This window comes from Kitasatospora sp. NPDC022856 (assembly GCF_055561235.1).
In genome coordinates this window covers 103536-126766 of sequence record NZ_JBVHHE010000019.1, presented here as the reverse complement: position 1 = coordinate 126766, position 23231 = coordinate 103536, and the positions used below count along the sequence as shown (strand labels likewise).

18 protein-coding genes and 2 pseudogenes are annotated in these 23231 nt (G+C 70.8%); 11 read left to right on the top strand and 9 right to left on the bottom strand.

Going from position 1 to position 23231, the window contains the following annotated elements:
• Window positions 1-195 precede the first annotated feature (195 nt).
• From adhE to ACZ34W_RS24465, 4 genes are all read left to right on the top strand, one after another.
• A complete protein-coding gene (gene adhE / locus ACZ34W_RS24480; RefSeq protein ID WP_465607066.1) occupies window positions 196-2838 on the top strand; it encodes a bifunctional acetaldehyde-CoA/alcohol dehydrogenase in 2643 nt (880 codons plus the stop codon).
• Between the two features lie 34 nt (window positions 2839-2872).
• Window positions 2873-5134: a formate C-acetyltransferase gene (pflB, locus tag ACZ34W_RS24475; protein ID WP_465607064.1), complete on the top strand. Its 2262-nt coding sequence runs from the start codon at window positions 2873-2875 to the stop codon at window positions 5132-5134.
• Window positions 5135-5214: 80 nt separating this feature from the next.
• A complete protein-coding gene (gene pflA / locus ACZ34W_RS24470; protein WP_465607062.1) occupies window positions 5215-6027 on the top strand; it encodes a pyruvate formate-lyase-activating protein in 813 nt (270 codons plus the stop codon).
• A gap of 831 nt (window positions 6028-6858) precedes the next feature.
• Window positions 6859-7533 carry a CBS domain-containing protein gene (locus tag ACZ34W_RS24465; protein ID WP_465607060.1) on the top strand — a complete coding sequence of 225 codons (675 nt, stop codon included), beginning with the start codon at window positions 6859-6861 and terminating at the stop codon, window positions 7531-7533.
• 232 nt (window positions 7534-7765) lie between these two features.
• On the opposite strand, the gene ACZ34W_RS24460 is transcribed toward ACZ34W_RS24465, so the two are convergent.
• On the bottom strand, window positions 7766-8284 hold the full coding sequence (locus tag ACZ34W_RS24460) for a DUF4383 domain-containing protein (protein ID WP_465607058.1): 519 nt from the start codon (window positions 8282-8284) through the stop codon (window positions 7766-7768).
• Window positions 8285-8485: 201 nt separating this feature from the next.
• Between ACZ34W_RS24460 and ACZ34W_RS24455 the strand changes: the two genes are divergently transcribed.
• The gene (locus ACZ34W_RS24455) at window positions 8486-8872 is read left to right on the top strand and encodes a transposase (RefSeq protein WP_465607056.1); all 387 of its coding nucleotides are present in this window, start codon (window positions 8486-8488) and stop codon (window positions 8870-8872) included.
• Here the strand turns inward: ACZ34W_RS24455 and ACZ34W_RS24450 are convergent.
• Complete coding sequence (locus tag ACZ34W_RS24450; protein WP_465607054.1) at window positions 8790-9215, bottom strand: MarR family winged helix-turn-helix transcriptional regulator; 426 nt, start codon at window positions 9213-9215, stop codon at window positions 8790-8792. The two genes, ACZ34W_RS24455 and ACZ34W_RS24450, sit on opposite strands and share 83 nt — an antisense overlap.
• Window positions 9216-9326: 111 nt before the next feature.
• On the opposite strand from ACZ34W_RS24450, the gene ACZ34W_RS24445 reads away from it, so the two are divergent.
• Window positions 9327-9887, top strand: a complete 561-nt coding sequence (locus ACZ34W_RS24445) for a carbonic anhydrase (protein WP_465607052.1) — start codon at window positions 9327-9329, stop codon at window positions 9885-9887.
• Between the two features lie 41 nt (window positions 9888-9928).
• Here ACZ34W_RS24445 and ACZ34W_RS24440 read toward each other — a convergent pair.
• The 5 genes and pseudogenes from ACZ34W_RS24440 to ACZ34W_RS24420 all read right to left on the bottom strand — a co-directional run.
• Window positions 9929-10125: pseudogene (locus ACZ34W_RS24440) on the bottom strand (helix-turn-helix domain-containing protein); the annotation flags it as partial.
• Between the two features lie 250 nt (window positions 10126-10375).
• Window positions 10376-10915, bottom strand: a complete 540-nt coding sequence (locus ACZ34W_RS24435) for an SMI1/KNR4 family protein (RefSeq protein ID WP_465607050.1) — start codon at window positions 10913-10915, stop codon at window positions 10376-10378.
• A gap of 126 nt (window positions 10916-11041) precedes the next feature.
• Window positions 11042-11713 carry a hypothetical protein gene (locus tag ACZ34W_RS24430; protein WP_465607122.1) on the bottom strand — a complete coding sequence of 224 codons (672 nt, stop codon included), beginning with the start codon at window positions 11711-11713 and terminating at the stop codon, window positions 11042-11044.
• Between the two features lie 432 nt (window positions 11714-12145).
• Window positions 12146-12550: pseudogene (locus ACZ34W_RS24425) on the bottom strand (ABC transporter transmembrane domain-containing protein); the annotation flags it as partial.
• Window positions 12551-12616: 66 nt separating this feature from the next.
• Window positions 12617-14815, bottom strand: coding sequence for an MMPL family transporter (locus tag ACZ34W_RS24420; protein WP_465607048.1), 2199 nt, complete (start codon window positions 14813-14815; stop codon window positions 12617-12619).
• Window positions 14816-15169: 354 nt separating this feature from the next.
• Between ACZ34W_RS24420 and ACZ34W_RS24415 the strand changes: the two genes are divergently transcribed.
• The 5 genes from ACZ34W_RS24415 (at window position 15170) to ACZ34W_RS24395 (ending at window position 21273) form a co-directional block, all read left to right on the top strand.
• Complete coding sequence (locus ACZ34W_RS24415; RefSeq protein WP_465607046.1) at window positions 15170-16444, top strand: wax ester/triacylglycerol synthase domain-containing protein; 1275 nt, start codon at window positions 15170-15172, stop codon at window positions 16442-16444.
• Between the two features lie 460 nt (window positions 16445-16904).
• Complete coding sequence (locus tag ACZ34W_RS24410; RefSeq protein WP_465607044.1) at window positions 16905-18500, top strand: prenyltransferase/squalene oxidase repeat-containing protein; 1596 nt, start codon at window positions 16905-16907, stop codon at window positions 18498-18500.
• Window positions 18497-19738, top strand: a complete 1242-nt coding sequence (locus tag ACZ34W_RS24405) for a cytochrome P450 (protein WP_465607042.1) — start codon at window positions 18497-18499, stop codon at window positions 19736-19738. Before ACZ34W_RS24410 ends, ACZ34W_RS24405 begins: the two co-directional genes overlap by 4 nt.
• A complete protein-coding gene (locus ACZ34W_RS24400; RefSeq protein WP_465607040.1) occupies window positions 19735-20361 on the top strand; it encodes an HAD family hydrolase in 627 nt (208 codons plus the stop codon). The genes ACZ34W_RS24405 and ACZ34W_RS24400 overlap by 4 nt, the downstream gene beginning before the upstream one ends.
• A 408-nt stretch (window positions 20362-20769) precedes the next feature.
• Entirely contained in the window at window positions 20770-21273 is a 504-nt protein-coding gene (locus tag ACZ34W_RS24395) for a terpene synthase family protein (RefSeq protein ID WP_465607038.1), read from the top strand.
• Window positions 21274-21605: 332 nt separating this feature from the next.
• On the opposite strand, the gene ACZ34W_RS24390 is transcribed toward ACZ34W_RS24395, so the two are convergent.
• Both ACZ34W_RS24390 and ACZ34W_RS24385 read right to left on the bottom strand, forming a co-directional pair.
• A complete protein-coding gene (locus ACZ34W_RS24390; protein ID WP_465607036.1) occupies window positions 21606-22286 on the bottom strand; it encodes a hypothetical protein in 681 nt (226 codons plus the stop codon).
• Between the two features lie 220 nt (window positions 22287-22506).
• Window positions 22507-23157, bottom strand: a complete 651-nt coding sequence (locus ACZ34W_RS24385; protein ID WP_465607034.1) for a fasciclin domain-containing protein — start codon at window positions 23155-23157, stop codon at window positions 22507-22509.
• Window positions 23158-23231 lie beyond the last annotated feature (74 nt).

Genomic DNA, 23231 nt, shown 5'->3' with positions numbered 1-23231 from the left:
CTGCCACGGCCACCGTCGCGTCCGCCCCGGGGCGTGCTGACCCCGGCATCCCGTGGACGAGGGACCTTCGGCCCGTAGGCATACCCCAACGGCCGCCTCCCCGCGCGGCGCCGCCCAGGGAGGCTGTAGGTGCAAGCGCGAGCGACTCCCGCCAGCGCAGGAACCCCGCAGGAAGAACCGAAAGGTGGTCCCGCCATGCCCCGCCGCCCGCAGCCCGAGGAACCGGCCCCTCCCGCCCCGGCCAGCACCACCACCGTCGACGCCCTGGTCGCCGACGCACTGACGGCCCTTCGGGAGTACGCCGACTTCACCCAGGAGCAGGTCGACCACATCGTCAAGAAGGCGTCGCTGGCCGCGCTGGCCCGGCACACCGGCCTCGCCGCTCTCGCGGTGGAGGAGACCGGGCGCGGCCTGTTCGAGGACAAGGCCGTCAAGAACGTCTTCGCCTGCGAGAACGTCACCCACGTGATGGCCCGCACGAAGACCGTCGGTGTGGTGCGCCGGGACGAGATCGACGGGATCGTGGAGATCGCCGAGCCGGTCGGTGTGGTCGCCGGCATCACACCGGTCACGAATCCGACCTCCACCACGATCTTCAAGTGCCTGCTGGCGCTCAAGACCCGCAACCCGATCGTGTTCGCCTTCCACCCCGCCGCCCAGCACTGCTCCGCGGAAGCGGCCCGGATCGTACGGGAGGCGGCAGTGGCCGCCGGGGCGCCGCCGTCCTGCATCCAGTGGATCGAGGAGCCGTCGATGGCGGCCACCCGGTCCCTGATGAACCACCCGGACGTGGCCACCATCCTGGCGACGGGCGGCAACGCGATGGTCCGCGCCGCGTACTCCTGCGGCAAGCCGGCCCTCGGCGTCGGCGCCGGCAACGTCCCCGCCTATGTGGAGAAGACCGCCGACCTCAAGCGGGCGGTGAACGACATCGTATTGTCCAAGACCTTCGACAACGGCATGATCTGCGCCTCCGAGCAGGTCGTCATCCTGGACGCGGAGATCCGCGACGCCGCGCTTGCCGAGTTCCACATGCTGAAGGCGCACCACGCGAGCGCCGAGGAGAAGGTGCTGCTGGAGCGGCACCTGTTTCCCGCCGATGACGGGGGCTCCTCCTGCGCGGGCGAGCGGCTGAACGCCGACGCGGTGGGCCGAAGCGCCCCCGAGATCGCGGCGGCGGCCGGGTTCGAGGTGCCGGCCGACACCTCGGTGATCCTGGTGGACGTCGAGCGGGTCGGGCCGGCCGAGCCGCTGACCCGGGAGAAGCTGTGCCCGGTGCTGGCGGTGCTGACCGCCGCCTCACGCCGCGAGGGCGTCGAACTGGCAGCGGCCATGGTGGAGTTCAACGGGCTCGGGCACTCGGCGGCGGTGCACACCGAGGACGCGGCGTTCGTCGAGGAGTTCGGGCATGCGGTCAAGGCCTGCCGGATCATCTGGAACGCGCCCAGCTCGCAGGGCGGCATCGGCGACGTCTACAACGCCTTCACCCCCTCACTGACGCTGGGCTGCGGCTCCTACGGCCACAACTCGGTGGCCGGGAACGTCTCGGCACCGAACCTGCTGAACATCAAGCGGATCGGGCGGCGCAACACCAACATGCAGTGGTTCAAGGTGCCGCCGAAGATCTACTTCGAGCGCAACAGCGTCAAGTACCTGGCCAGCATGCCGAACGCCCACCGTGTCGTGGTCGTCACCGACCGGACGATGGTGGAGATCGGCCACCTGGAGCGGATCCGCAACGTCCTGGACCGCCGCCGCGAGCCCGTCGAGGTCCGGGTCGTCGACTTCGTCGAGCCCAACCCGAGCATCGACACCGTTCGCAAGGGCGCCGAGCTGATGCGCGGCTTCCGGCCCGACACCATCGTGGCGCTCGGCGGCGGCTCACCGATGGACGCCGCCAAGGTGATGTGGCTGATGTACGAGCACCCGGAGGTCGAGTTCGCGGACCTGAAGGAGAAGTTCTTCGACATCCGCAAGCGCGCCTTCACGTTCCCCGACCTGGGCGAGAAGGCGAAGCTGGTGTGCATTCCGACGACCTCCGGCACCGGAGCCGAGGTCACCCCGTTCGCGGTGATCACCGACACCGCCACCGGCCAGAAGTACCCGCTGGCCGACTACGCCCTCACCCCGAGTGTGGCCATCGTCGACCCCGCGCTGACCACCCACCTGCCCAAGGACGTCACCGCCGACACCGGCTTCGACGCGCTGACGCACTGCATCGAGACCTACGTCTCCGTCTACGCCAACGACTTCACCGACGGCCTGGCCCTCCAGGGCATCCGGCTGATCTTCGACAACCTCGAACGGGCCGTCACTGACGGCCCGGGCAACCCGCTCGCGCGGGAGAAGATGCACAACGCCGGCACCATCGCCGGCATGGCCTTCGGCTCCGCCTTCCTCGGCGTCGTGCACGCCATGGCACACACCCTGGGCGCCACCTTCCACGTCGCCCACGGCCGCGCCAACGGCCTGCTGCTGCCCCACGTCATCCGCTACAACGGTACGGCCCCGGCCAAGGTCACCAGCTGGCCCAAGTACCGCAGTTACGTGGCACCCGAGCGCTACCAGGCCATCGCCCGGATGCTCGGCGTGCCCGCCGACACCCCCGAGCAGGGCGTCGAGTCCCTGGCCGCCGCCATCGAGGACCTGCGCGACCGGGTCGGCATCCCGCGCTCCTTCAAGGAGGCCGGCGTCGACGAGACGGCCTTCCTGGCCGCCCTGCCGCAGCAGGCGATGAACGCCTACGAGGACCAGTGCGCCCCGGCCAACCCCCGGATGCCCCTGCTCACCGACATGCAACAGCTGATGCGCCAGGCCTACTACGGCGACCGGTCCTGAGCACCACCACCCGAGCGAGAAGGACAGACCGACCATGACCACACAGCAGCACGGGACTGTGACCGCCTGGCACGGATTCCAGGGCGACCGGTGGCGCGAAACGATCGACCTGCGCGACTTCATCCAGCACAACTACACCCCCTACCAGGCGGACGCATCCTTCTTGGCCGGCCCCACCGAACGAACCCTCGCGGTGTGGAAGCTGATCACCGACCGCTTCCCCGAGGAACGCGCCAAGGGCGTGTACGACGTCGCCCACGACGTGCCCGCCGGAATCACCGCGCACGCGCCCGGATACATCGACCGAGAGCGGGAGCTGATCGTTGGGCTGCAGACCGACGCCCCGCTCAAGCGGGCGGTCATGCCCTACGGCGGCTGGCGGATGGTCGCCGGAGCGTTGAAGACCTACGGCTACCCCGTCGACCCGCAGCTGGAGAAGGTGTTCACCGAGTACCGCAAGACCCACAACGCCGGCGTCTTCGACGCCTACACGTCCGAGATCCTCGCCGCCCGCAAGGCCGGCGTCATCACCGGACTGCCCGACGCCTACGGCCGCGGCCGGATCATCGGCGACTACCGCCGGGTGCCGCTGTACGGCGTGAACCGGCTGATCGAGGTGAAGCGGGCCGAGAAGGCCGAACTGGACGTCTTGCCGCACGATCCGGCGCGGCTGGAGGAGACCATCCGGGAGCGTGAGGAACTCGCCGAACAGATCAGGGCACTCGGCGAGCTGAAGCAGATGGCAGCGGGCTACGGCCACGACCTCTCCGGCCCCGCGACGACGGCCCGCGAGGCGGTCCAGTGGCTCTACTTCGCCTACCTGGCCGCCGTGAAGGAGCAGAACGGCGCCGCGATGTCGCTCGGCCGCACCTCCACTTTCCTCGACATCTACCTGCAACGGGACCTCGATGCAGGCAAGTTGACCGAGGAGCAGGCGCAGGAGCTGATCGACGACTTCGTCATCAAGCTGCGGATCGTGCGCTTCCTGCGCACCCCGGAGTACGACGAGCTGTTCTCCGGCGACCCGACCTGGGTCACCGAGTCCATCGGCGGGATAGGAGAGGACGGGCGCCCACTGGTGACGCGTACCTCCTTCCGCTATCTCCAGACCCTCTACAACCTCGGCCCCGCTCCCGAGCCCAACCTGACCGTGTTCTGGTCACCACGACTCTCTCTTGGCTTCAAGGAGTTCTGCGCCAAGGTGTCGATCGACACCTCCAGCATCCAGTACGAGTCGGACGAGCTGATGCGCCCGCGCCTCGGCGACGACACCGCCATCGCCTGCTGCGTGTCCGCGATGCGGGTCGGCAAACAGATGCAGTTCTTCGGCGCCCGGGTCAACCTCGCCAAGACCCTCCTCTACGCGATCAACGGCGGCCGGGACGAGGTCTCCGGCACCCAGGTCGGCCCGGCCACCGCTCCGATCACCAGCGACGTCCTCGACTACGAGGAGGTGCTCGCCAAGTTCGACCAGCAGCTCGACTGGCTGGCCGCCACCTACGTCCACGCGCTGGACGTCATCCACTACATGCACGACAAGTACGCCTACGAGCGTCTGGAGATGGCCCTCCATGACCGCGACGTCCGGCGCACCCTGGCCTGCGGCATCGCCGGCCTCGCTGTGGCGGCCGACTCGCTCTCCGCCATCAAGCACGCGACCGTCCACCCGGTGCGCGACGACACCGGCCTCGCCGTCGACTACCTCGTCGAGGGCGAGTACCCGGCGTACGGCAACAACGACGACCGGGCCGACGTCATCGCGGTGCGGCTGGTCGAGGACTTCATGGACAAGGTGCGCAAGCACCCCACCTACCGCGGCGCCGAACACACCCAGTCCGTGCTGACCATCACCTCCAACGTCGTCTACGGCAAGAAGACCGGCGCGACCCCGGACGGCCGCAAGGCCGGCGAACCGTTCTCGCCCGGCGCCAACCCGATGAACGGACGCGACCACCACGGCTTCGTCGCCGCGGCCCTGTCCGTGGCCAAGCTCCCCTACGAGCAGGCCGAGGACGGCATCTCCCTCACCAACACGGTCACCCCCGGGGGGCTCGGCCGCACCCAGGAGGAGCGGATCGCCAACCTGGTCGGCGTGCTCGACGGCTACACCACTTGCCGCGGCTTCCACATGAACGTCAACGTCCTGAGCCGCGAGACCCTGCTGGACGCCATGGAGCATCCGGAGAACTACCCCCAGCTGACCATCCGCGTCAGCGGCTACGCGGTCAACTTCGTGCGCCTCACCCGCCAGCAGCAGCTCGACGTGATCGGCCGCACCTTCCACAGCGCGCTGTAGTCGCGCTCACCGGCACGCGGTGCCGACGCCCTCCCCGACCACGGGTGTCGGCACCGCGCCTCTGTGCAAGGAGAACCGCAATGACCGAAACCGCCGTCGCCGTCTCGGCCGGCGATGCCGCGCCCCTGCCGTGCCCGCCCGCGGGCACGGCGGCCTCACGCCCGGTGTCCGGCATGCTGCACTCCTGGGACCTGTCAACCGGCGTCGACGGCCCGGGGACGCGCTTCGTCGCCTTCCTCGCCGGCTGCCCGCTGCGCTGCCGTTACTGCCACAACCCCGACACGTGGCACCTGCGCGACGGTCGACCCGCCACCGCCGACGAGATCGTCCAGGAGGCCGCCAAGTACACTGAGTTCATCCGCGCCTCCGGCGGCGGAGCGACGATCAGCGGCGGCGAGCCATTGCTCCAGCCGGGTCCTACCGGCGAGTTGCTGCATCGCTTCAAGCACGAACTCGGCCTGCACACCGCCCTGGACACCTCCGGCTTCCTCGGCTCCCGCGCCACCGACGCCCTGCTCGCCGACACCGACCTCGTCCTGCTCGACATCAAGTCCTGGGACCGCGCGCTCTACCGGCACCTGACCGGGCAGAGACTCGCTCCCACCCTGGACTTCGCCCGCCGCCTGGCCGGCCTCGGCACGGAGGTCTGGGTCCGCTTCGTTCTCGTCCCCGGGCTCACCGATCTTCCCGAGAACATCGAGGGCGTCGCCTCCTTCGCCGCCTCCCTCGGCAACGTCACCCGGGTCGATGTGCTGCCCTTCCACAAGCTCGGCGCCGCCAAATGGCGCGCACTGGGTCTGGAGTTCACCCTCGCCGACGCGCCGACGCCCACCCGCGACCAGGTGACCGCCGCTCGCACGGTGTTCACCGCCCACGGGTTGCACGCCGTCTGACCGAACCCGTCGCGCGCCCGCCCGCCGGCAAGTCGAGCCCCACAGTTCCACGACCGACCGGAGAGCTTCGTCGTGCTCGCGCCGCTGCCGCTGGAGGAGCGCGGCGTGGGGCCGAGATCTTGACGCGGGTGATCCGGCGGCCGCCCAGGGATATCCGTGACGCGCCTCCAGGGCTGCTCCGGCCCTGGGCCATGGATACCGGGAAGCGGCCGAGATCCGTGGAACGCAGAAGTGCAGCGGCCGGCCGCGGTCGTCTCGCGGTCGGCTACTGCTGGTGCGGCGGATGTCGGCGCAGGCAGGTATGGTCGCGCACGAGCGAGAGGGGGCCCGGCCCTGGCTGTCGCCCGCGGGCAGTGCTCTGCTGATCACGTCGGTCGATCAGGAGGCGGATGCCGGCCGACTCTCGGCCCGCTGCCCAGGCCTTGGGCCACTGGTGGGGGAGCAACGCTCCCGGCGACCTGGCCTCTGGGGGCGGAGCGCGGGATACGCGGCTCCTCGGAGTCTGTGAAGGCTTCGTCCCCCCCACCGACTGCACCGCAACGGGCCAGGCGGCGGCAGGGACTGATGGGCCCTGTCCGGCAGGCCCGTCGGCCCCCGGAACGGCGGTCGTGCCGCACCGGGGCCGAAGGTCCCGGCATAGAGGCCCCCCGGCCCTTCGCCACCACGTGCCCGTCAACCGATGGTGGAGACGACCACAGCGGCAGGGAGAAGAATCGTGGCCGAGCAGTATGAACCCCAGCGGCGGATCGCGGGCGCCACACCGCACCGCACCCGCCACACCCGACCGCGCAGCCTCGGGGCTGTCGGCACCAGCGAAGGAGTGAGCCGACCATGCGACACCGCATCGTGGGAGAGCTGATGACCCGGGCAGTCGTCCCCGTCCGGCCCGACACCGGTTTCAAGGAAGTCGCCCGCCTGCTCGCCGAACACGACATCACCTCCGTACCGGTCCTGGACCACGAGGAACGGCCGATCGGCCTGGTCTCCGAGGCCGACCTGCTGCTCAACGAGGCCGCCCGGGAGGACCCCGCCGGACTGCTGCCCACCCCGCACTTGTCACCCGACGAGCACATCCGCAGCCGCGCCGCCACCGCCGAAGGCCTCATGACCAGTCCGGCGGTGTGCGCGCGGCCCGAGTGGACCGTGGTCGAGGCTGCCCGCCTGATGCAGCGCGACCACCTCAAACGCCTCCCCGTCGTCGACGAGGCAGGACGCCTGGTCGGCATCGTCAGCCGGAGCGACCTGCTGCGTGTCTTCCTCCGCCAGGACCGAGCCATCAACGAGGAGATCACCCACGAGATCCTCGACCGCACCCTGGGGGTCGCGCCGGGCCGCGTCGGTGTGCGAGTCGACGAGGGCAGGGTCACCCTGAGCGGCACGGTCGAGCACCGCGCCCTGGTGCCGGTGGTGGAACGGCTGTGCCGGAGTGTGGACGGTGTCATCGACGTGACCAGCCGACTGGAATACCGCACGGACGACACCGCTGCCCTGCACCCGGTTCGCTGAACAACGGCTGCGCGCCACCCCGTGCGCCCGGAACCCGATGCCGCGAGCTGCAGACACGGTCCCGGGGCAGGGGGTGCGTCGCGCGGGTCGATCCGCCTCGCGCGACCTGGCGGGTATCGAGTCACCACCTCTGGAAGGTCGCGCTCGGCGACGGGACGGCGGCTGGAGCGGCGGTGCTCGATCGCCGGTTGCAGGTCCGGCTCATCCGCAGGGGCGCTCCCGGCCAGGTCGGTCACCGTGCGAACTGTCCCGGCTTCTCGGGGAGGGCCGCATTCCCGTCGCCGGCGGCCGGCCGCTGATGGCGGTGGCGCCAGTAGGGGTTGTCGAGCGGCAGTTTGCCGCTCACCCGCCCGTACATGCCGAATGTGGCGATCAGCAGACCCATGACGAAGCTGAAGAGCACGTTCGGGAGTCGAAAGGCCAGGATATTGGCCGACGACTCGAGCAGTGCCAGATTGGCGAAGCCGCTGAGGACGAACAGCGTGCCTACGGTGATGTTGACTGTGGAGGCGATGTTGCCGCCGATCAGCGCTCCGACGACGAGCACGACGGCCGTCATGACCGAGACGAGGCTGAGCAGCCCGTTGCTGGACAAGCCGGCGATCGTCTCCCCGGAAGTACTGAAGAAGGACAGCCCGTCCGCGAGGCCGAGGCAGCCGAACACGAACAGGGCCGCGCCGCACAGACCGGCGCCGGCGCGGTAGACCTGGGAGAGCCGGTGGTCGACCGGCAGTTCATCGTGCAGTTTCATGGTCCGCTCCGCTTCTCGAGGATCGGGTGCGCGCACAGAGTGCGGGCTCTTCCGCAGGTTCGGCCGGTGCGGTCGGCGGGCCCAGTCGCAGCGGTGCCGCATCGTTTTCGGTCCGGCTCTCCTCCGGGAAGCGCCGGCTGTCGGCCGACAGCCGGCGCGTGCGGGGCCGTGGGTCAGGTCGGCCCGGGGCCTTGACCCCGGATGTTGGACACCAGAGACACTCGGGCCTTGATGGTCTGGGTGGACAGGAGTCCTGCACCGATGGTGATGAAGCACTACCCGCCGGAGTTCAAGGCGGACGCGGTCGCGCTGTACGAGTCGCAGCAGGGCTCGATGATCAAGTCGGTCGCCGACGACCTCGGGATCAACCCGGAGACCCTGCGGAACTGGATCCGGGCGGCCGGCAGGCCGACACCCCGGGCCACCCCCTCGGCTGCCGCCCCCGTGGCCGCGTCATCGTCGGAGGGGGGAACGAGGCCCTGCGCCGCAGGGTCCGCGTTCGCGGTCAGCGGGGCCGGGGGGCGAGTTCGAGGGCGGATAGCCAGCGGTCGAGCGTGTCGACGGCGTCCTCGTCGACGGCGGTGCTGATCCACGCCTGCGCCCGTTCCCAGGCGGGCTGGGCGTCCGCCAGTGCCTGATGGCCGGCGTCGGTCACGACGACACGGGTCGTTCGCCCGGTCGCCGATGTCTCTGTGGCGCGGACGTAGCCGAGTTGGGCGAGGAGGTCGAGGTTGCGGCTGATCGTGGAGCGCTCGATCCCGAGCCAGCCGGCGATCTCCGACGGGCGAACGGGCTCGCCGGAGGCGGTCATCTCGGAGAGCACCTCGACCTGCGGCAGGGTGAGCCCCGACTCCCGCAGCTCCGCCTCGAAGCGCCGCGAGACGAGCCGGTGCAGCCGGGCGATGCGCCTGCCGAGACACCGGTCCGCCATCCACAGGGCTCGCAGCTTCGGTTCTTCCGATCCTTGGTGTTGCATATGCACCTCCTCCTATGTAGCGTAGCCGACGCCATCAATGTTGTAGGTACACCACATGGAGGAATCGTGTCGGACTTCGACGAGTTCTTGAAGCGCAACCAGGTTTTCGCGGCGAACGTGGACCTCGCCCGGTTGGCGATGCCCACACCGATGCCGGAGCGGCTTCCGCTGGTACTGGTCTGTGCCGATCCGCGCGTCGAGCCCGCGGGCTTCCTCGGGATCGGAACAGGGGACGTGGGAGTGCTGCGGAACACGGGCGGACGGGTGGACAGCCGCGTGATCGAGGACATCGCCTATTTGGCGGTGCGGCTCGGAGTCAGGATGGACGTCGCGATCGTGCATCACACGCAGTGCGGTACCGGTCTGCTCGCCGAACCGGCGTTCCGCCGCGCGTTCGCTGACCGCACCGGAGGCGACGACGCCGTGCTCGCCCAGCGCGCGGTGACGGACCCGGTCGCCACCGTGCGGCACGACGTCGAGAAGCTCCTCGCCGACCCGCTGATGACGGGCGAGGTCCTCGCGTCGGTGTCGGGGTACGTGCTCCGGCTGGAGACCGGGCTCGTCGAGACCGTCGTCGAACACGTCGTCGAACACGTCGTCGAGACCGTTGCTCCGGCCGGCAGGTAGCCCGGTGGGGGACGAATGTCGACGGGTCGGTCGAGGATCGTCGCCGCCTGCCAGGCGCCGGGGCGCAGGCCCGTCTCGTCCGGAAGGAGAGCGAGGAGTTCGACGGGTCCGGGAACCCGAGTTCACTCGCACACCGCGCCGCGGTGAAGCGTTCGTGAGCCAGTAGGCGCTTCGCCCCGAGCACGATCCGCTCCACGATGTAAGCCTTCGCGGTACGCCCGGTGACCTGCTGCACCGCGTCGCCGTCCTCGCCGCCGCCGCAATCGAGGACTACGTGCTGGTCGGACACCCCATGGGCGGCAAGGTCGCGAAGCTCGTCGCCGCGACGCGACTCGCCCGTCTGCGGGGGATGGTCCTCGTCGGATCCGGACCGGCCAGGCCCCCTGCGGAATCACCGCCGAGTACCGCGAGTTCCTCGCTGAGGAATCTCATTGCCGTTCCGGGGTGAGGACGGATGGGTCATGGCCGTCATCCAGTCGGGACCCGTCTCACGACCAGGCAAGTCGACCTTCGGTGAACCGACAGACCGGGGAGCTCCCATCGGCGATCCTCGTCAGCGTCTCCGCCACGGAGTCGAAGTACTGGGCCATCGATTCGTGCTCGCCCGTGACTGTGGGGCCACTCACGAACCAACTGCCCACGCGTCCGTCCCGCACATCGACGAACTTTCCCATCCAACCGTCCTGGTCCGACAGGAACGGGATCCACTCGTTACGCCAGAACGGATTCTCCGGCTGGTCCGGAGGGTCGAATCCGCAGGCCGTGGAGCGGTTCGCGTAGAGCCTCTCCATCGCCCGGATGCCCAGGAAGAAGCTCCCCTCGTCGGGGAACCCGTCGAAGCCGCAGCACATGATGTCGTCGTCGACGTCTTCCTCCGGCAGATCCAGATTGTTCTGCAACAGCCAGGTCCGCAGGTCCCCATGCAGGGAGATCCCCATCCGTTCCTCGGCTGCCGCGAGCATCTGCTCCGTAGTGGGCCCTGGCAGCTCCGCGTGATCGGCCGGCGCGTGCTCCCGAAGAAGACTCATCACACGCGACCAACTCTCAGCCACACTCATCGCCCTCTGCCCTCTGACTTCTCTACAGGGATGATTCCGTCCGACTCCGCCACTGCGGAGGTTGGGAAGTGCCGGCCGGAGAGCCTCGCAGGGATGCTACTTCGAGCATGCGTTCCATTTCTCCCCACGCCTATCTTCCGCCCCGAAGCGCGGGGCGGGCCCCTCAGCCTCGGTGGCGCCCGAGCTCCGCGGGCTGCCGTCGAGCGAGCCCGCCCAGGTGACGTCCGGCCGGTAGGTGGCGCCCTCGACGAACAGGGCGCGGAGCGCGAGGGCGCGCGACTTCTTCCGCTCGGCGATCGAGGCCTTGCCGGCGGCCCGGGCGTGGTCGGCGGCGTCGGCGGCAACGTAGGTGACGCCGCCGATCGCCACCACGGCCAGCAGTGGACCGACCGGGCGGGCGACCGGGACCAGCCCGTGGCGGACCGTCACGGCGGCCACAGGCGCTGCGGAGCCGTCACCGGGCCGGTACTCGAAGGCACCCCGGACACCGCCGGACGTCTTCTGGGTGTCCGTCAGCGTCCAGTCCACCCGGGCGCCCGACCGCTCGCTGAAGACCTCGACGCCCCGGAAGGACTCCGCCGTGTCCCGGAGGACGGGCGTCGGCGCGACGCCCGTCCGCTCCGACGGCACCAGCGGCGAGTCCAGGGGGAAGGTCGTCCGGGCCGGCTGCGGGACCTCGCCGTCGAACGGGACGACCACCAGGTCGGCGAGCGGCAGCAGGCCTGGGAACTCGGTCGGTGGGAACGTCGACGGAAGGGAGACGGGCACCGGTCCGGTGTCGGGCGGCCCGCCCGGGACCAGTGCGGTGTCCGGCTGTGCGACGCGCTCGACATGCGCTCGACCTCGAAAGCGGACCGTGGGCGGCCTCATCCGAGGCCGGTCCCGCTCCCCGGGGCGGGACCGGAGCGACTCCCCCGACCTCTCCCGGGCCGGCTCGAACCGACCATCGCGGCATAGCGGCCCGAGAGTGCCATGAGCTCGGGGTGCGAGCCTTGTTCGACGATCCTTCCCCCGTCCATGACGATGATCCGGTCCGCGTCCCCGATCGTGGCGAGGCGGTGGGTGATGGTGATCGTGGTGCGCCCTTCTGCAGGATCGACACGGACGGTCCGAGCAGCGCCTGTTGAAGCACCGCGAAGGCGACGACGGTGCCGATCGACGTCCGGCCCTGTCCGTCGATCCCCACGTGCCGGCCGCCCAGTAGACGGCGACCGGCATCATGCCCAGGACCACCGAGACCGTGGACTGGTGCCAGCGGCCCGTCATCGTCGACCGGACGGCGAGGTCGGTGAGGTCCCTGGAGTGGCCGGCGAACTCCCGGTTCAGCGTGCCGGTGCGCCCCATGGTTCTTCCGAGCAGGAACCCGTTCACCGACAACGACTCCTCGACCAGCGCGGACATCACTGCCAGTTTCCGCTGGTACTGCCGCGTGACGTCACGTCGGCCGTCGCCGACCCGGCGGGTGATCCAGGCGAACACCGGCAGCATCGCCAGGGAGAGGACGGTGAGGGTCGGATTCAGGGAGAGCATGGCGATCAGGCTGGTCGCCGCCGTGGTCACGTTGCCGACGACGGAGGTGGCGGTGGTGGTGACGGTCGCCTGCACGCCCCCGAGCGTCTGGCTAGTGAGGTGGGGCCGGCGCGTCCGGGGCCGGGGCGGCCGCTCGAAGGCCTACCCCCGTCCCATCGGGGCCGGGGTGGTCGCGCCCGCGTCAGCCGCGTTCGGGTCACGTATCGGCCTGCTGGGCAGTCGGCCGGGTGCCCACCAGTTGGCGTCGCCGAGCAGGCGAAGGGTCGCCGGGACCAGCAGGGCCCGTACGAGGGTCGCGTCCACGGCCACCGCGACGAAGACACCGATCGCGATCTCCTTGACCATCAGGACGCCACTGGTGGCGAAGGCCGCGACGACGGTGAGCATCAGCACCGCAGCGGAAGTGATGATCCCTCCGCTCTGACGCAGCCCGGTGACGACGGCCGCCTCGTTGTCGCCCGTGCGGTGGTAGTGCTCGCGGATCCGTGAGAGCAGGAAGAGTTCGTAGTCGATGGAGAGGCCGAACAGCAGGGCCAGCATGACGACGGGCTCCAGGGCGCCGATGTATCCGTTGGGCTGGAAGTCCAGCCGGCGGGAGAGGTGGCCGTCCTGGAAGATCCAGGTGACGACGCCGAACGCGACGCCCAGGGAGAGTCCGGTGGTCAGCAGTGCTTTGAGTGGCACCACGACCGAGCGGAACGTCAGGAGCAGCAGCGCGAAGCTGGTCAGGGCGATGCAGAGTCCGGTCAGTGGCAGTCGGCCCCGGAGGGCGTGCCGCAGGTCGACGGTGGCGGCCGCCGGGCCGCCGACATCGAAGGCTCCTCCGTCGGGTGCGGGCAGCGCCCGGACGGACTCGACGAGGTCGGCTGCCGGGCCGCTCTCCGGGCCGCTGTGCGGGGATCTCGGCCCCGAGACGGTCACCACTGCCGACCGGCCCGATACGGCCGTCACGTGCACGGAGCCGGCTCCCGGCAGCGCGGTGAGCTGCTGCTTCCAGGTTTCGAGGGCTGCGCTTCCCTCCGGGGAGCTCAGGGAGTGGGAGAACTGGGTGACGACCTGGATCCGGTCCAGCCCCAGTGCGGGGAAGTCGCGCGAGAGTGCCTCGGTGGCCTGCCGGACGGGTGAGCTCTTCGGAAGCGTGCGGTGGTCGGTGGCACCGAAGCGGGCGTGGGTCATCGGCAGGGTCAGTACCGCCAGCGCGACCAGAGCGCCCGCCAGGTAGCGTACGGGCCGCCGGATCACCGTGCGGCCGAGTCGCGCCCAAGCGCTCTGGTCCGCCGTGGACTGCATGGCCGCCACGGGGTTGCGCAACCATCGGGGCACGGGCAGCCGTAGCGCGTTCACCCGGTGGCCCAGAACGGCGAGCGCCGCGGGAAGCAGCGTCAGCGAGGTCAGTGCCGCCAGGGAGGCGGTCACCGCTCCGGCAACCCCGACGGAGCGGGTGTAGTCGAAGGGCAGGGCCACCAGCGCGAGCATGGCCGCGGCGATGGTCAGGCCGGAGAAGAGCACCGTGTGCCCGGCCGACGCCATCGTCGCCGCCAGCGCCCGAGCCGGCTCGCTGCCACGGTCGAGTTCCTCACGAAAGCGCGCGACGACGAACAGGGCGTAGTCCACGGCCAGCGCCATCGCCACCATCGTCACCAGGTTGAGGGTGAGGACGGAAACCGGCATGACCAGGGTGAGCAGCCTCAGGGCCGCCGTGGCGGCCACAATGCTGGCCGCTGCGACGGCCATCGGGAGCACGGCGGCCGTCAGGCTGCCGAAGACGAGCCACAACAGTAGGAGAAGGACCGGCGCGCAGAAGAGTTCCGCTCGGGCCAGGTCGCTGCGGGCGAGGTCGGTGGTGTCCGCGTAGAACGGCGTCTGCCCGCCGTAGGCGACATCGATGCCGTCGGGATGCACGGTGTTGCGCACCGTGCGGTACGAGGCCGTCTTCGCGGTGTCGTCAGGGCCACCCAGGCTCAGGACGACGGCCGCAGAGTGCCGGTCCTCGGAGAGGAAGGCCCGGCTCCCGGTGTTCCAGTAGTCCTGGGTGCTGGTCACGACGCCCGGTGGCAGGGAGCTGAGCGAGGCCTGGACTTCCTCTCGGAAGGCCGGATCGTCGGCCGTCCACCGGTGGCTGTGGTAGACGGCGACGGCGTCGGTGCCGCCGTGGCCGAAGTTCTCCCGGATCGCCGTTGTCGCCGCCGCGGATTCGGCCCCCCGCGGGGTGTCCCCGCCGTTGGAGAGGTGTCCGAACACTCCCAGATCGAACCATCCCAGCAGGCACATCAGCATCAGGGCCGCCGCCAGCGCGGCGCGGCGGTGACGAACGATGAGATCGCTGAATCCGGCCGGCATCACACTTCTCCTGGTTCGGCTTCGAGAACCCACCTGTACGGGATACGGGATTACCGCACCTCAGCCGTGCGGCGCACTCCGTTCAGCCCGGATGTCCCGTCGCCGTCACCCGATCGGGTGCACCGGAGCGAGCCCCGCACCGGGCGCGCTCCCACAACGCCTACGGAACGCGGTCGGCGGAACGCCACGGCCGCCCGCATCGCAGCGCAACTCCTCGAATGCCCCGCACGGGTGACAGTCCGTCCACGCCGAAGGCCTCTCGCTCCTGCGCACGTCAACGAAATGCGAGCATGGCCAACCACATCACGGTGACCACCGACATGCCGCAGAGTCACCCGACCGATCGAGGTGCCCATGACCGTTGCCGCCCGCAGCCACCCGCTTGCGACGATCGACCGATGCTTCCTCGCCTACGAACTCGAGCGGCCTGCGGCTTACTTGCAGATCGGCGGTGCCGCGCACATGTCCGGCCCGTCGCCCGGGCTGGACTTTCTGCGTGACCACGTGAGCGGCCGCCTCGAACAGCTTCCCGTCCTGGGCCAACGAATCACCGGGAGCGGTCCGGGCGCGACCTGGGAGGCCGACCCCGGCTTCGATCTCACCCGCCATGTCAGGCAGTTGAGAGTCGTCCCGGGCCCGCGCGCAGCGAGTGAGGCTGTCGACCTCCTGCGTACGTTGCCGCTACCGGTCGGCGCCCCGCCGTGGGACCTCTGGCTCGTCCACGGTTATGCCGAGGAGGAGTACCTGCTGTGCTACCGCGTCCACCACGCCGCACAGGACGGCCTCGCCGCCATCCGCACCATCGCCGCTCTGTTCAGTCCCCGACCACTGGCGACTGCTTCCCCGGCGAGCAGGCCTGCGAGGGGAGGGAGACGGGCAGGGCCGCGCGACGTGCTGAGACTGGCAGCCGCCGTAGGAGCCGATCTGCTTCCCACCTCGCCGTGGTGGGCGGCACGCCATCCACGCAGCGGACAGCAACTCCTGTCGACCGGCCACGTGCCGCGTCGGCTCATGGCAGACGTCGGATCGGCGGTCGGAGGCGGTGTCAACGATGTGTACCTGGCTGCTCTGGCTGCCACCTTGCGTCGCTGGGTACCCATCGACATCGCCTCGGCTCCGCCGCGTCGCGCGTTGCACGCCATGGTCCCGGTCAGCACCCGTGCGCTCGGCGAACCCGGCGCAGCGCGCAATCAGTTCGGCCTGGCGCGCATTCCCCTGCCCTGGCACGAGGCGTCACCGCTACGACGTCTTCGGCAGATCGCGGACCACGACAGTGAAGTGCTCACAGTCCGCGGGCGCCGCACGAGCCGTGCACTGTTCGACCGGCTGGGCCCCGGTGCCATGCTCGGGATGATGAAGCTACTCAGCAACCCGGGGTACGCACCGCTGATCGCCTCCCACGTGCCCTTTCCCCACCAACTGGTCCTGGGGGACAGCGAAGCCGTCGCGGTGATCCCGCACATGCACCTGCCCGACCGCCACCCCCTGTCCGTGTGCCTCTGCACCTATCGGGACACCGCCCAGATCGCCTTCGTCGCGGACCGGGCCCTTCCAGGCGCCGAACGGCTCGGTCGGCTGTGGGTCGAGGAAGTACTGCTGCTCGCTCGTGAGACGGGGGTGACAGCGTAAGACCGAGGACGGCTACGACCGACTTGCGTGCGACCGGGGAGCTGACATCCCGACTGCGGGCCCACCATCCCGTAGCCGTGGTGGGCCCTCGGGACGTCGTGTGCAGCAGAGTCCCCGGGGAATCGGCCCTCGCCCTGCGGCTGCTCGTGAACAGAACCACTGGTTGAACCCGCGGCATTTGGCGTGCTCCGCAGAGACTTCCGCTGATGGTCCAGAACGAGGACCACCAGTCGGGCGCCGGCCGGCGCCGGGGGGCGACAATCGGCAGCGGGTGGTCATGGTCGCGCAACGAGTAGCGAATGTCGGTCTTCTGCGGACCAGTTTCGAAGATCAACAGGTATCCGGCGTCGATGTGGGATTCGTTCGTCCTCAATGGCGGGGTCCTGACAGTCGCCGGTCCGTGGCTGTAGGCAGCGGCACCGGCCGCGCCGTGCGAACCGGGGAGAACGAGGAGTCGACCGTGACGACAAGCGAGATCGAGACGACCGGACCGGGCACGGCCCGCGAACCGGAGCCGATGCCCGGCGGGCTCGCGGCGGCCCGGGAGCGGGTGCGGGCGAGCCTGAGTGCGGCGGTCGGCGCGGACGGCGCGGTGCGCAGGCCGTGTTCCAGCCGGACGCTGGAGTCCGCGCTGCTACTCGCACTGCTGCGCCGGCGCGGCGGCCACCCCCGACAGGAGCAGGGGCTCGCGGAGTTCCTGGCCGCCCCGCAGGCACAGGTCGGCGGGTTCGACGCGGCGCTGGCGCAGGCGGTCCTGCACGGCCGGACGGTTGGCACCGATGTGGTGGGCGGTGAGCTGCTGGCCGGGTTCGACCACTTCACGCTGGCGCGCAAGCGGCTGCTGTTCGACGCCTACCTGGCCGTGGCGGGCGCGGTCCCGTTCGAGGCGTCGATGCTGCGTCCGTACCGTGCGGCGGCCGCGGGCTCGGACAACACGGTCACCTGGATCGAGATGATCATGCTGAGCGTGCGGGTCCTGGTCGCCCACGGTCTCGGCGCGGGCAACCAGGTCGACGACGGTGAGCGCGAACGGCTGCTGGAGCTGCTGGGCTCCAGTCGCGCTCCGGTGTGGGAGAACTACACCGCCGCCCACCTCCTGGCACTGCTGGCCGTCCAGGAGTTCGCCCCCGGCCACCCGCTGGTCGAAACCGGCGTGGCCGCGGTGCTGGCGTGCCGCAACCCGGACGGCGGGGTGCCGAGCATGTCGAACCTGGACGTGTTCAACACCGGCCCCGCGGGGCTCGCGCTGGCCCGGGCGGGAGCGGACCGTGCGCTCCTCCACCGTATGTGCGACTACCTGATCGACCAACAGATGCCGGACGGCGGGTGGACGTTCGCCGAGCGCATGCGGCACACCGACGTCGACGCCAGCTCCTACGCCGCCGCGTGCCTGGCCGCCGTCGACCCGGTGCGCCACCGCGAGGCCCTGCAGCGGGCAGGCGGGTACTTCCGGGGCATCGCCGGGAGGGACGGCGGCTTCCCGACCTACATGAAGGGCGACCCGTCCGAGGTCGGCATGACCGCCGGCGCGGTCAGCGCGATGGCGTGGAACGGAACCGACCACGGCGACCTGCTGGACGCCGCGGCCCGGTGGCTGCTGGACGCCCAGCACCAGGACGGCACCTTCGAGCGCAGCTGGAGCCTGAGCGAGGCGAACACGATCTGGCGGGCGACGCGGGCTCTGCACTCCGTGCCCGAGGCGACCCGCACCACCCTCAAGGCGCGTATCGCCGACTCCGACGCCGCCTCCCACCGCTTCCTCGCCGAGGCGCAGAACGCGGACGGCGGCTGGGGCTACCGGCCGGGCGATGCCAGCGACACCACCAGCACCTGCTACTCGCTGATGGCCCTGGCCGCCATGGGCCGACGCCCCCAGGACGACGCCGTCGTGCGGGCGGGCGTGGCCCATCTGCTGTCCCGACAGGAGTCCGACGGCTCCTTCGTCGCGCTGCCCGACCAGGTCGCCCCCCGGCCCCTGCTGTTCGACGCGCCCGTCTTCACGGACACCTGGGTCCTGCTCGCCCTGACCGGCTTCGACCGCGACGACACCCGATGACCGGGCACCCCGCACGGGCGAGCACCACCGACGCGCCGCGGCCCCTGCCCGTCGACCGTCCCGGACCACTGGACCCACCCGCCGAACTCCAGCGCCTGCGCACCGACCTGCCCGTGGCACCGCTGGCCTTCCCCGACGGCCCACCGGGCTGGCTGGTCACCCGCTACGACGACGTCCGCGCCGCCCTCGCCGACCCCCGGCTCAGCTCGCGGCGCCCCCACCTCAACTCCCACATCCGGGCCAGCCTCATCACCCCCGAGGAAATGGCCGCACTGCGCCCGAGCGACCTGCTCACCAGCGACCCGCCCGAACACACCCGGCTGCGCCGGCTCGTCAACGGCCAGTTCACCGCCCGGCGGATCAACCAACTCGCCGCCCGGATCGAGGCGATCGTCGACCAGCACCTGGACGCCCTGGCCACCGCGCCCCGCCCGGCGGACCTGATGGCCACCGTCGCCCTGCCCGTCCCGTCCCTGGTGATCAGCGAACTCCTCGGCGTCCCCTTCGCCGACCGCGACCGGTACCAGCGCCTCACCGCCGAACTGCTCTCCCTCGACCGCACCCGCGACCAACTCCTGGCCAGCAAGGCCGAGATGAAGTCCTACCTGCTCCACCTGATCGGTCTCAGACGCGCCGAACCCGCCGACGACCTGCTCTCCGGCCTGCTCCAGGCCCAGGCCACCGACACCACGCTGACCGACGACGAGATCGCCGCCCTCGCCCAACTCGTCCTCATCGCCGGCCACGAGACCACCGCCAACGTCATCGGCCTCGCCACCCTCCTCCTGCTGCGCCCGCCCCGCCTGTGGGACACCGTGCGCCACCGGCCCGACCTCGTGGACGGCGTCATCGATGAAACCCTGCGCTTCGCCACCGTCCTGCAGTTCGGCCTGCTCCGCGTCGCCCGGGAACCCCTCGCCGTCGCCGGACAGCCCATCCAGGCGGGGGAGCGGGTCGTCCTCCACCTGCCCGCCGCCAACCGCGACCCCGCCCGCTTCACCGACCCCGACCACTTCGACCCCCACCGCCCCGACGCCGCCAAACACCTCAGCTTCGGCCACGGCCCCCACCACTGCATCGGCGACCGACTCGCCCGCATCGAACTGCGCACCCTGCTCACCACGATGCTGCGCCGCTTCCCGGACCTGCGCCTGGCCGCCGACCCGGACGAGATCCCCACCCACCAGCACCGGGTCGTCCACGGCCCGGCCCGCCTCCCCGTGGACTTCACCCCATGACGAGCCATCAGCGCACCAGCTCCCCGGCGACGGCGACGGAGGCGCCGGCGGGCCGCACCGTCTACGCCGCCTACGCCTTCGACTTCGACGGCACCCTCGCCGACACCACCGACATCAACCACGGCTCCGTGCAGGCCTCGCTCGCCGCCCACGGCATCACCGTCACCCTCGACTGGGTGGCCGCCGAACCCGTCTTCACCGCCCGCCAGTTACGCCGACGCCTCGCCCTCCCCCCGGCCGCGCTGCCCGAGGAGACCTTCGCCGCGGCCGCCCGTGCCTACTGGTTCGCCAACACCGACCGGATCAGACCGATCACCGCGGCCACCACCATCGCACGCGCCGCCGCCGAGCACGCCGCCATCGCCGTAGTCTCCGCCAACTACAGCGACATCGTCCGACACGGCCTGGAGGTCGTCGGGCTCGACGACCTCCCCTGGACCGTCGTCGGCCGCGATCACGTCGCCCGTCCCAAACCCGCACCCGACGCCTATCTGCACGCCGCCCGCCTCCTCGGCGCCGACCCCGCCCGCTGCCTCGCCCACGAGGACACCGACGAAGGCGTCACCGCCGCCACGGCCGCCGGCATGCGCGTCATCGACATCAGACACCGACCCTGGCGCTGACCCGACCGGCCCCGGCAAGGTGCCCGGCCAGTGAACGACAAGCTGAGCAAGCCGAAATCCGCGCTACCTGTCCGATCAGCACACGTACTGTCGCCTGCCTGACCGATCGACCACGCCGACCGCTGCTGTGATCTCGAAGCCACGAGGAAGGCGGGCGAGCCGGACGGTGTCGTGGCGCAGGCGGGCGGGCTCCGGGTGGTGCGGGGCGGCCGTACGGTCCTTGGGCTCGGTGGCGAGGCTGTTCCGGGTGGAGTCGGCGGCTGTCGGCCAGGAACAGCAAGGTAGGTCAGCGGCGCCGTCTGGGGCTGATGATTGGGGTGTCCACCCTGGAGCGGCTGATCCCCGGGGCCCGCGAGCGCGCGGAGAAGCGGGGTCGTATTCACTGCCGCAGGAAGCCCGCGCGGCGGGGTGCAGCGGCCGCTGTCCGACGCCGTCCGGAACAGCGGCACCGTGCGGTCCCTGGAGCGGACGGCGGCCGACCACGCCGGCCTGGTCAACGACCTCTTCTCGTTCCAGCGGGAGGTCGAGTTCGAGGGGGGCTTCCACAACGCCCCGCTCGTGGTGCGGCACATCTTCGACTGCGGCTACCCGGAAGCGGCCCGGGTCGTCGCCGACCTCGCCACCGCACGCCTCGACGAGTTCGGGCATCTGGCCACCGCCGAACTGCGCGTCCTCTGCGACGACTTGGACCTCGACGGCACAGAACGGCAGACCGTCGCCGACCACGTCGAGCGGCTCAGGACCGTCATGACCGGCAACCTGCACTGGCACGCCGTCAGCGGCCGCTACCGCGAGGCCGACCTGCGTCACCACTACGGCCGCACCCTCTCCGGCCCCACCGGCCTCGGCACCGCCGCCGCCCGCCTCCCCCGCCCGGCCGCACCGGACAGCCCCGGCACCAGCCGCGTGTAGCGATGCCTGCGGGCCCGGCCCCCGCGGCGGGTCACCCCGGAGCGGCGCTACGGCGAGCCGTGGACATGCGGACGATCATCGAGAGTCCGGCCGAGGAAGGAAGCCGAGCGGCAGCAGCATGACAGGACGTGGGAGCCGACCGACGCCGACCGACGCCGACCGCGCCGGACGACCCGGCCGCCCTCGCCGTCGTCGGCGAGGCGGTGGTGCGCACCCTGACGGGCGACCTCACCGTGGACAACACGGACCGGTTGCAGCACGCCCACGACCAGGCCGTCGGCGAGGCCGAGGGCCTGGTGGCCGTCGACCTGGCCGACTTCACCCTGAGCGTGTCAGTGCAGTGGGCCGCACAGGGCCGGGGCGGTGGCCTCCTGGGGCAGGGCGGAGTTGAGTTCGCTGGCGCCCAGGACGTTGTCGTAGCGGCCGTTGCCGTTGTAGTCGATGCCGTGGACGACGACGACGGCGTTGTCGTCCCGGACCTGCTGCGCTACGTCGGAGGTCAGCTGGATGGTGCGGCTGTAGTGGAAGGTCCCGGAGGACGGGAAGCGGTCGACGGCCAGGGCGCTGCCGGGGCTGGTGTCGCCGGTGGTGGTCAGGGAGGTGCCGATCGGGCCGTAGGCCGGCAGGCCGTCGGTGGTGCTGATGGCCTGGTGTCCGTTGTGGTCGCCGGCGGCGTCGGCGGTGGGGCATTCGCCGCTGCCCTTTTCGTGGATGTGCATGGCGTGCGGGGCGCCGTTGAGGAGCCCGGTGGCGTTGACGGCGATGCGGGCGGTGTTGTCGCTGTTGAGCTGCACGGTGGCGGTGCCGACGCTGTGGACGTGGTTGGTGGGGACGGGCAGCAGGATGGCCAGGGTGAAGGACGACTGGTGGGGGGCGAGGAAAGCCGAGGTGCGGAAGGGGGTCGTGGTGCGGCTTTCGTCGATGCCGGTGCCCTCGTGGGCGAAGGCGGGTGCGCCGGCCGCGCCGAGCAGGACGGCGGCCAGGAGGGGTGCTGCGAGGTGTCGTAGGTTCATGGCGGATGCTCTCCGGTGAGGGGGTCCGCGCGGTCCGCGGCGCCCGCTTCGCGGATGGGCGGGACTGCTGCCGGCTGAACTGCGCGCTTCCTACTGAGGGTTCGCGGGCACCGGGGCGACGGCTTGGTGGGCGGGCGAAGTAACTTGGTGGCCGATCGGTGCCGACGGCTGGAACGCGGCCGGCCGCCGACCCCCGGCGTGGTCGGCGGCCGTGCAAGGCTCAGGACGTGGGCATCAGGACGGTGTCGACGATGTAGACGGTGGCGTTGGCGGTCTGGACGTTGCCGCACAGCACCTTGGAGTCCTTGTTGACGGTGAACTCCTGGCCCGAGCCGGTGACGGTCAGCTCGCTGCCCTCGAGCGTCTTGTGGGTGCCGGGCAGCTCGGCGGGGGCGAGGCGGTTCGGGGTGACGTGGTAGGTGAGGATCTTGGTGAGCTTGTCCTTGTCGGCGAGGACCGCGTCCAGCTGCGCCTTGGGGATCTTGGCGAACGCGTCGTTGGTCGGGGCGAACACGGTGATGTTCTGGGCGGAGTTGAGGGTGTCGACCAGGCCGGCCTGCTTGACCGCGGTGACCAGCGTGGACAGCAGCGGGTTATTCGAGGCCGCGGTGGCGACGGGGTCCTTGGCCATGCCGGTGAACGATCCGGCGCCGTCCTTCGGCACGGCGGCACAGGCGGCGCCGAAGGGCTGGTCCATCGCCTGCACGGGCGTGGCCGTGGCCGGCACGGCGGAGGAGGCGGCTGCGGACGCGGACGGGGTGTCCGTGGCGGTTCCGCTGCCACTGCTGCTGCAGGCACTCAAGGTGAGGGCGAGCGCGCCGGCCGCCAGGACGGTGGCCAGGGAGGAGCGGCGGATGGGGGACAGCGACATGAGGTTTCTCCTGATCTGGATGGGTTCATGAGGTAGTGGCGTACTGATTCGGGCTGGCGGAAGGTCGGCCCGAA

Coding starts and splice junctions, on each gene's coding strand:
- adhE (WP_465607066.1), top strand. CDS start 196: ATGCCCCGCCGCCCGCAGCCCGAGGAACCGGCCCCTCCCGCCCCGGCC.
- pflB (WP_465607064.1), top strand. CDS start 2,873: ATGACCACACAGCAGCACGGGACTGTGACCGCCTGGCACGGATTCCAG.
- pflA (WP_465607062.1), top strand. CDS start 5,215: ATGACCGAAACCGCCGTCGCCGTCTCGGCCGGCGATGCCGCGCCCCTG.
- ACZ34W_RS24465 (WP_465607060.1), top strand. CDS start 6,859: ATGCGACACCGCATCGTGGGAGAGCTGATGACCCGGGCAGTCGTCCCC.
- ACZ34W_RS24460 (WP_465607058.1), bottom strand. CDS start 8,284: ATGAAACTGCACGATGAACTGCCGGTCGACCACCGGCTCTCCCAGGTC.
- ACZ34W_RS24455 (WP_465607056.1), top strand. CDS start 8,486: ATGTTGGACACCAGAGACACTCGGGCCTTGATGGTCTGGGTGGACAGG.
- ACZ34W_RS24450 (WP_465607054.1), bottom strand. CDS start 9,215: ATGGCGGACCGGTGTCTCGGCAGGCGCATCGCCCGGCTGCACCGGCTC.
- ACZ34W_RS24435 (WP_465607050.1), bottom strand. CDS start 10,915: ATGAGTCTTCTTCGGGAGCACGCGCCGGCCGATCACGCGGAGCTGCCA.
- ACZ34W_RS24420 (WP_465607048.1), bottom strand. CDS start 14,815: ATGCCGGCCGGATTCAGCGATCTCATCGTTCGTCACCGCCGCGCCGCG.
- ACZ34W_RS24415 (WP_465607046.1), top strand. CDS start 15,170: ATGACCGTTGCCGCCCGCAGCCACCCGCTTGCGACGATCGACCGATGC.
- ACZ34W_RS24405 (WP_465607042.1), top strand. CDS start 18,497: ATGACCGGGCACCCCGCACGGGCGAGCACCACCGACGCGCCGCGGCCC.
- ACZ34W_RS24400 (WP_465607040.1), top strand. CDS start 19,735: ATGACGAGCCATCAGCGCACCAGCTCCCCGGCGACGGCGACGGAGGCG.
- ACZ34W_RS24390 (WP_465607036.1), bottom strand. CDS start 22,286: ATGAACCTACGACACCTCGCAGCACCCCTCCTGGCCGCCGTCCTGCTC.
- ACZ34W_RS24385 (WP_465607034.1), bottom strand. CDS start 23,157: ATGTCGCTGTCCCCCATCCGCCGCTCCTCCCTGGCCACCGTCCTGGCG.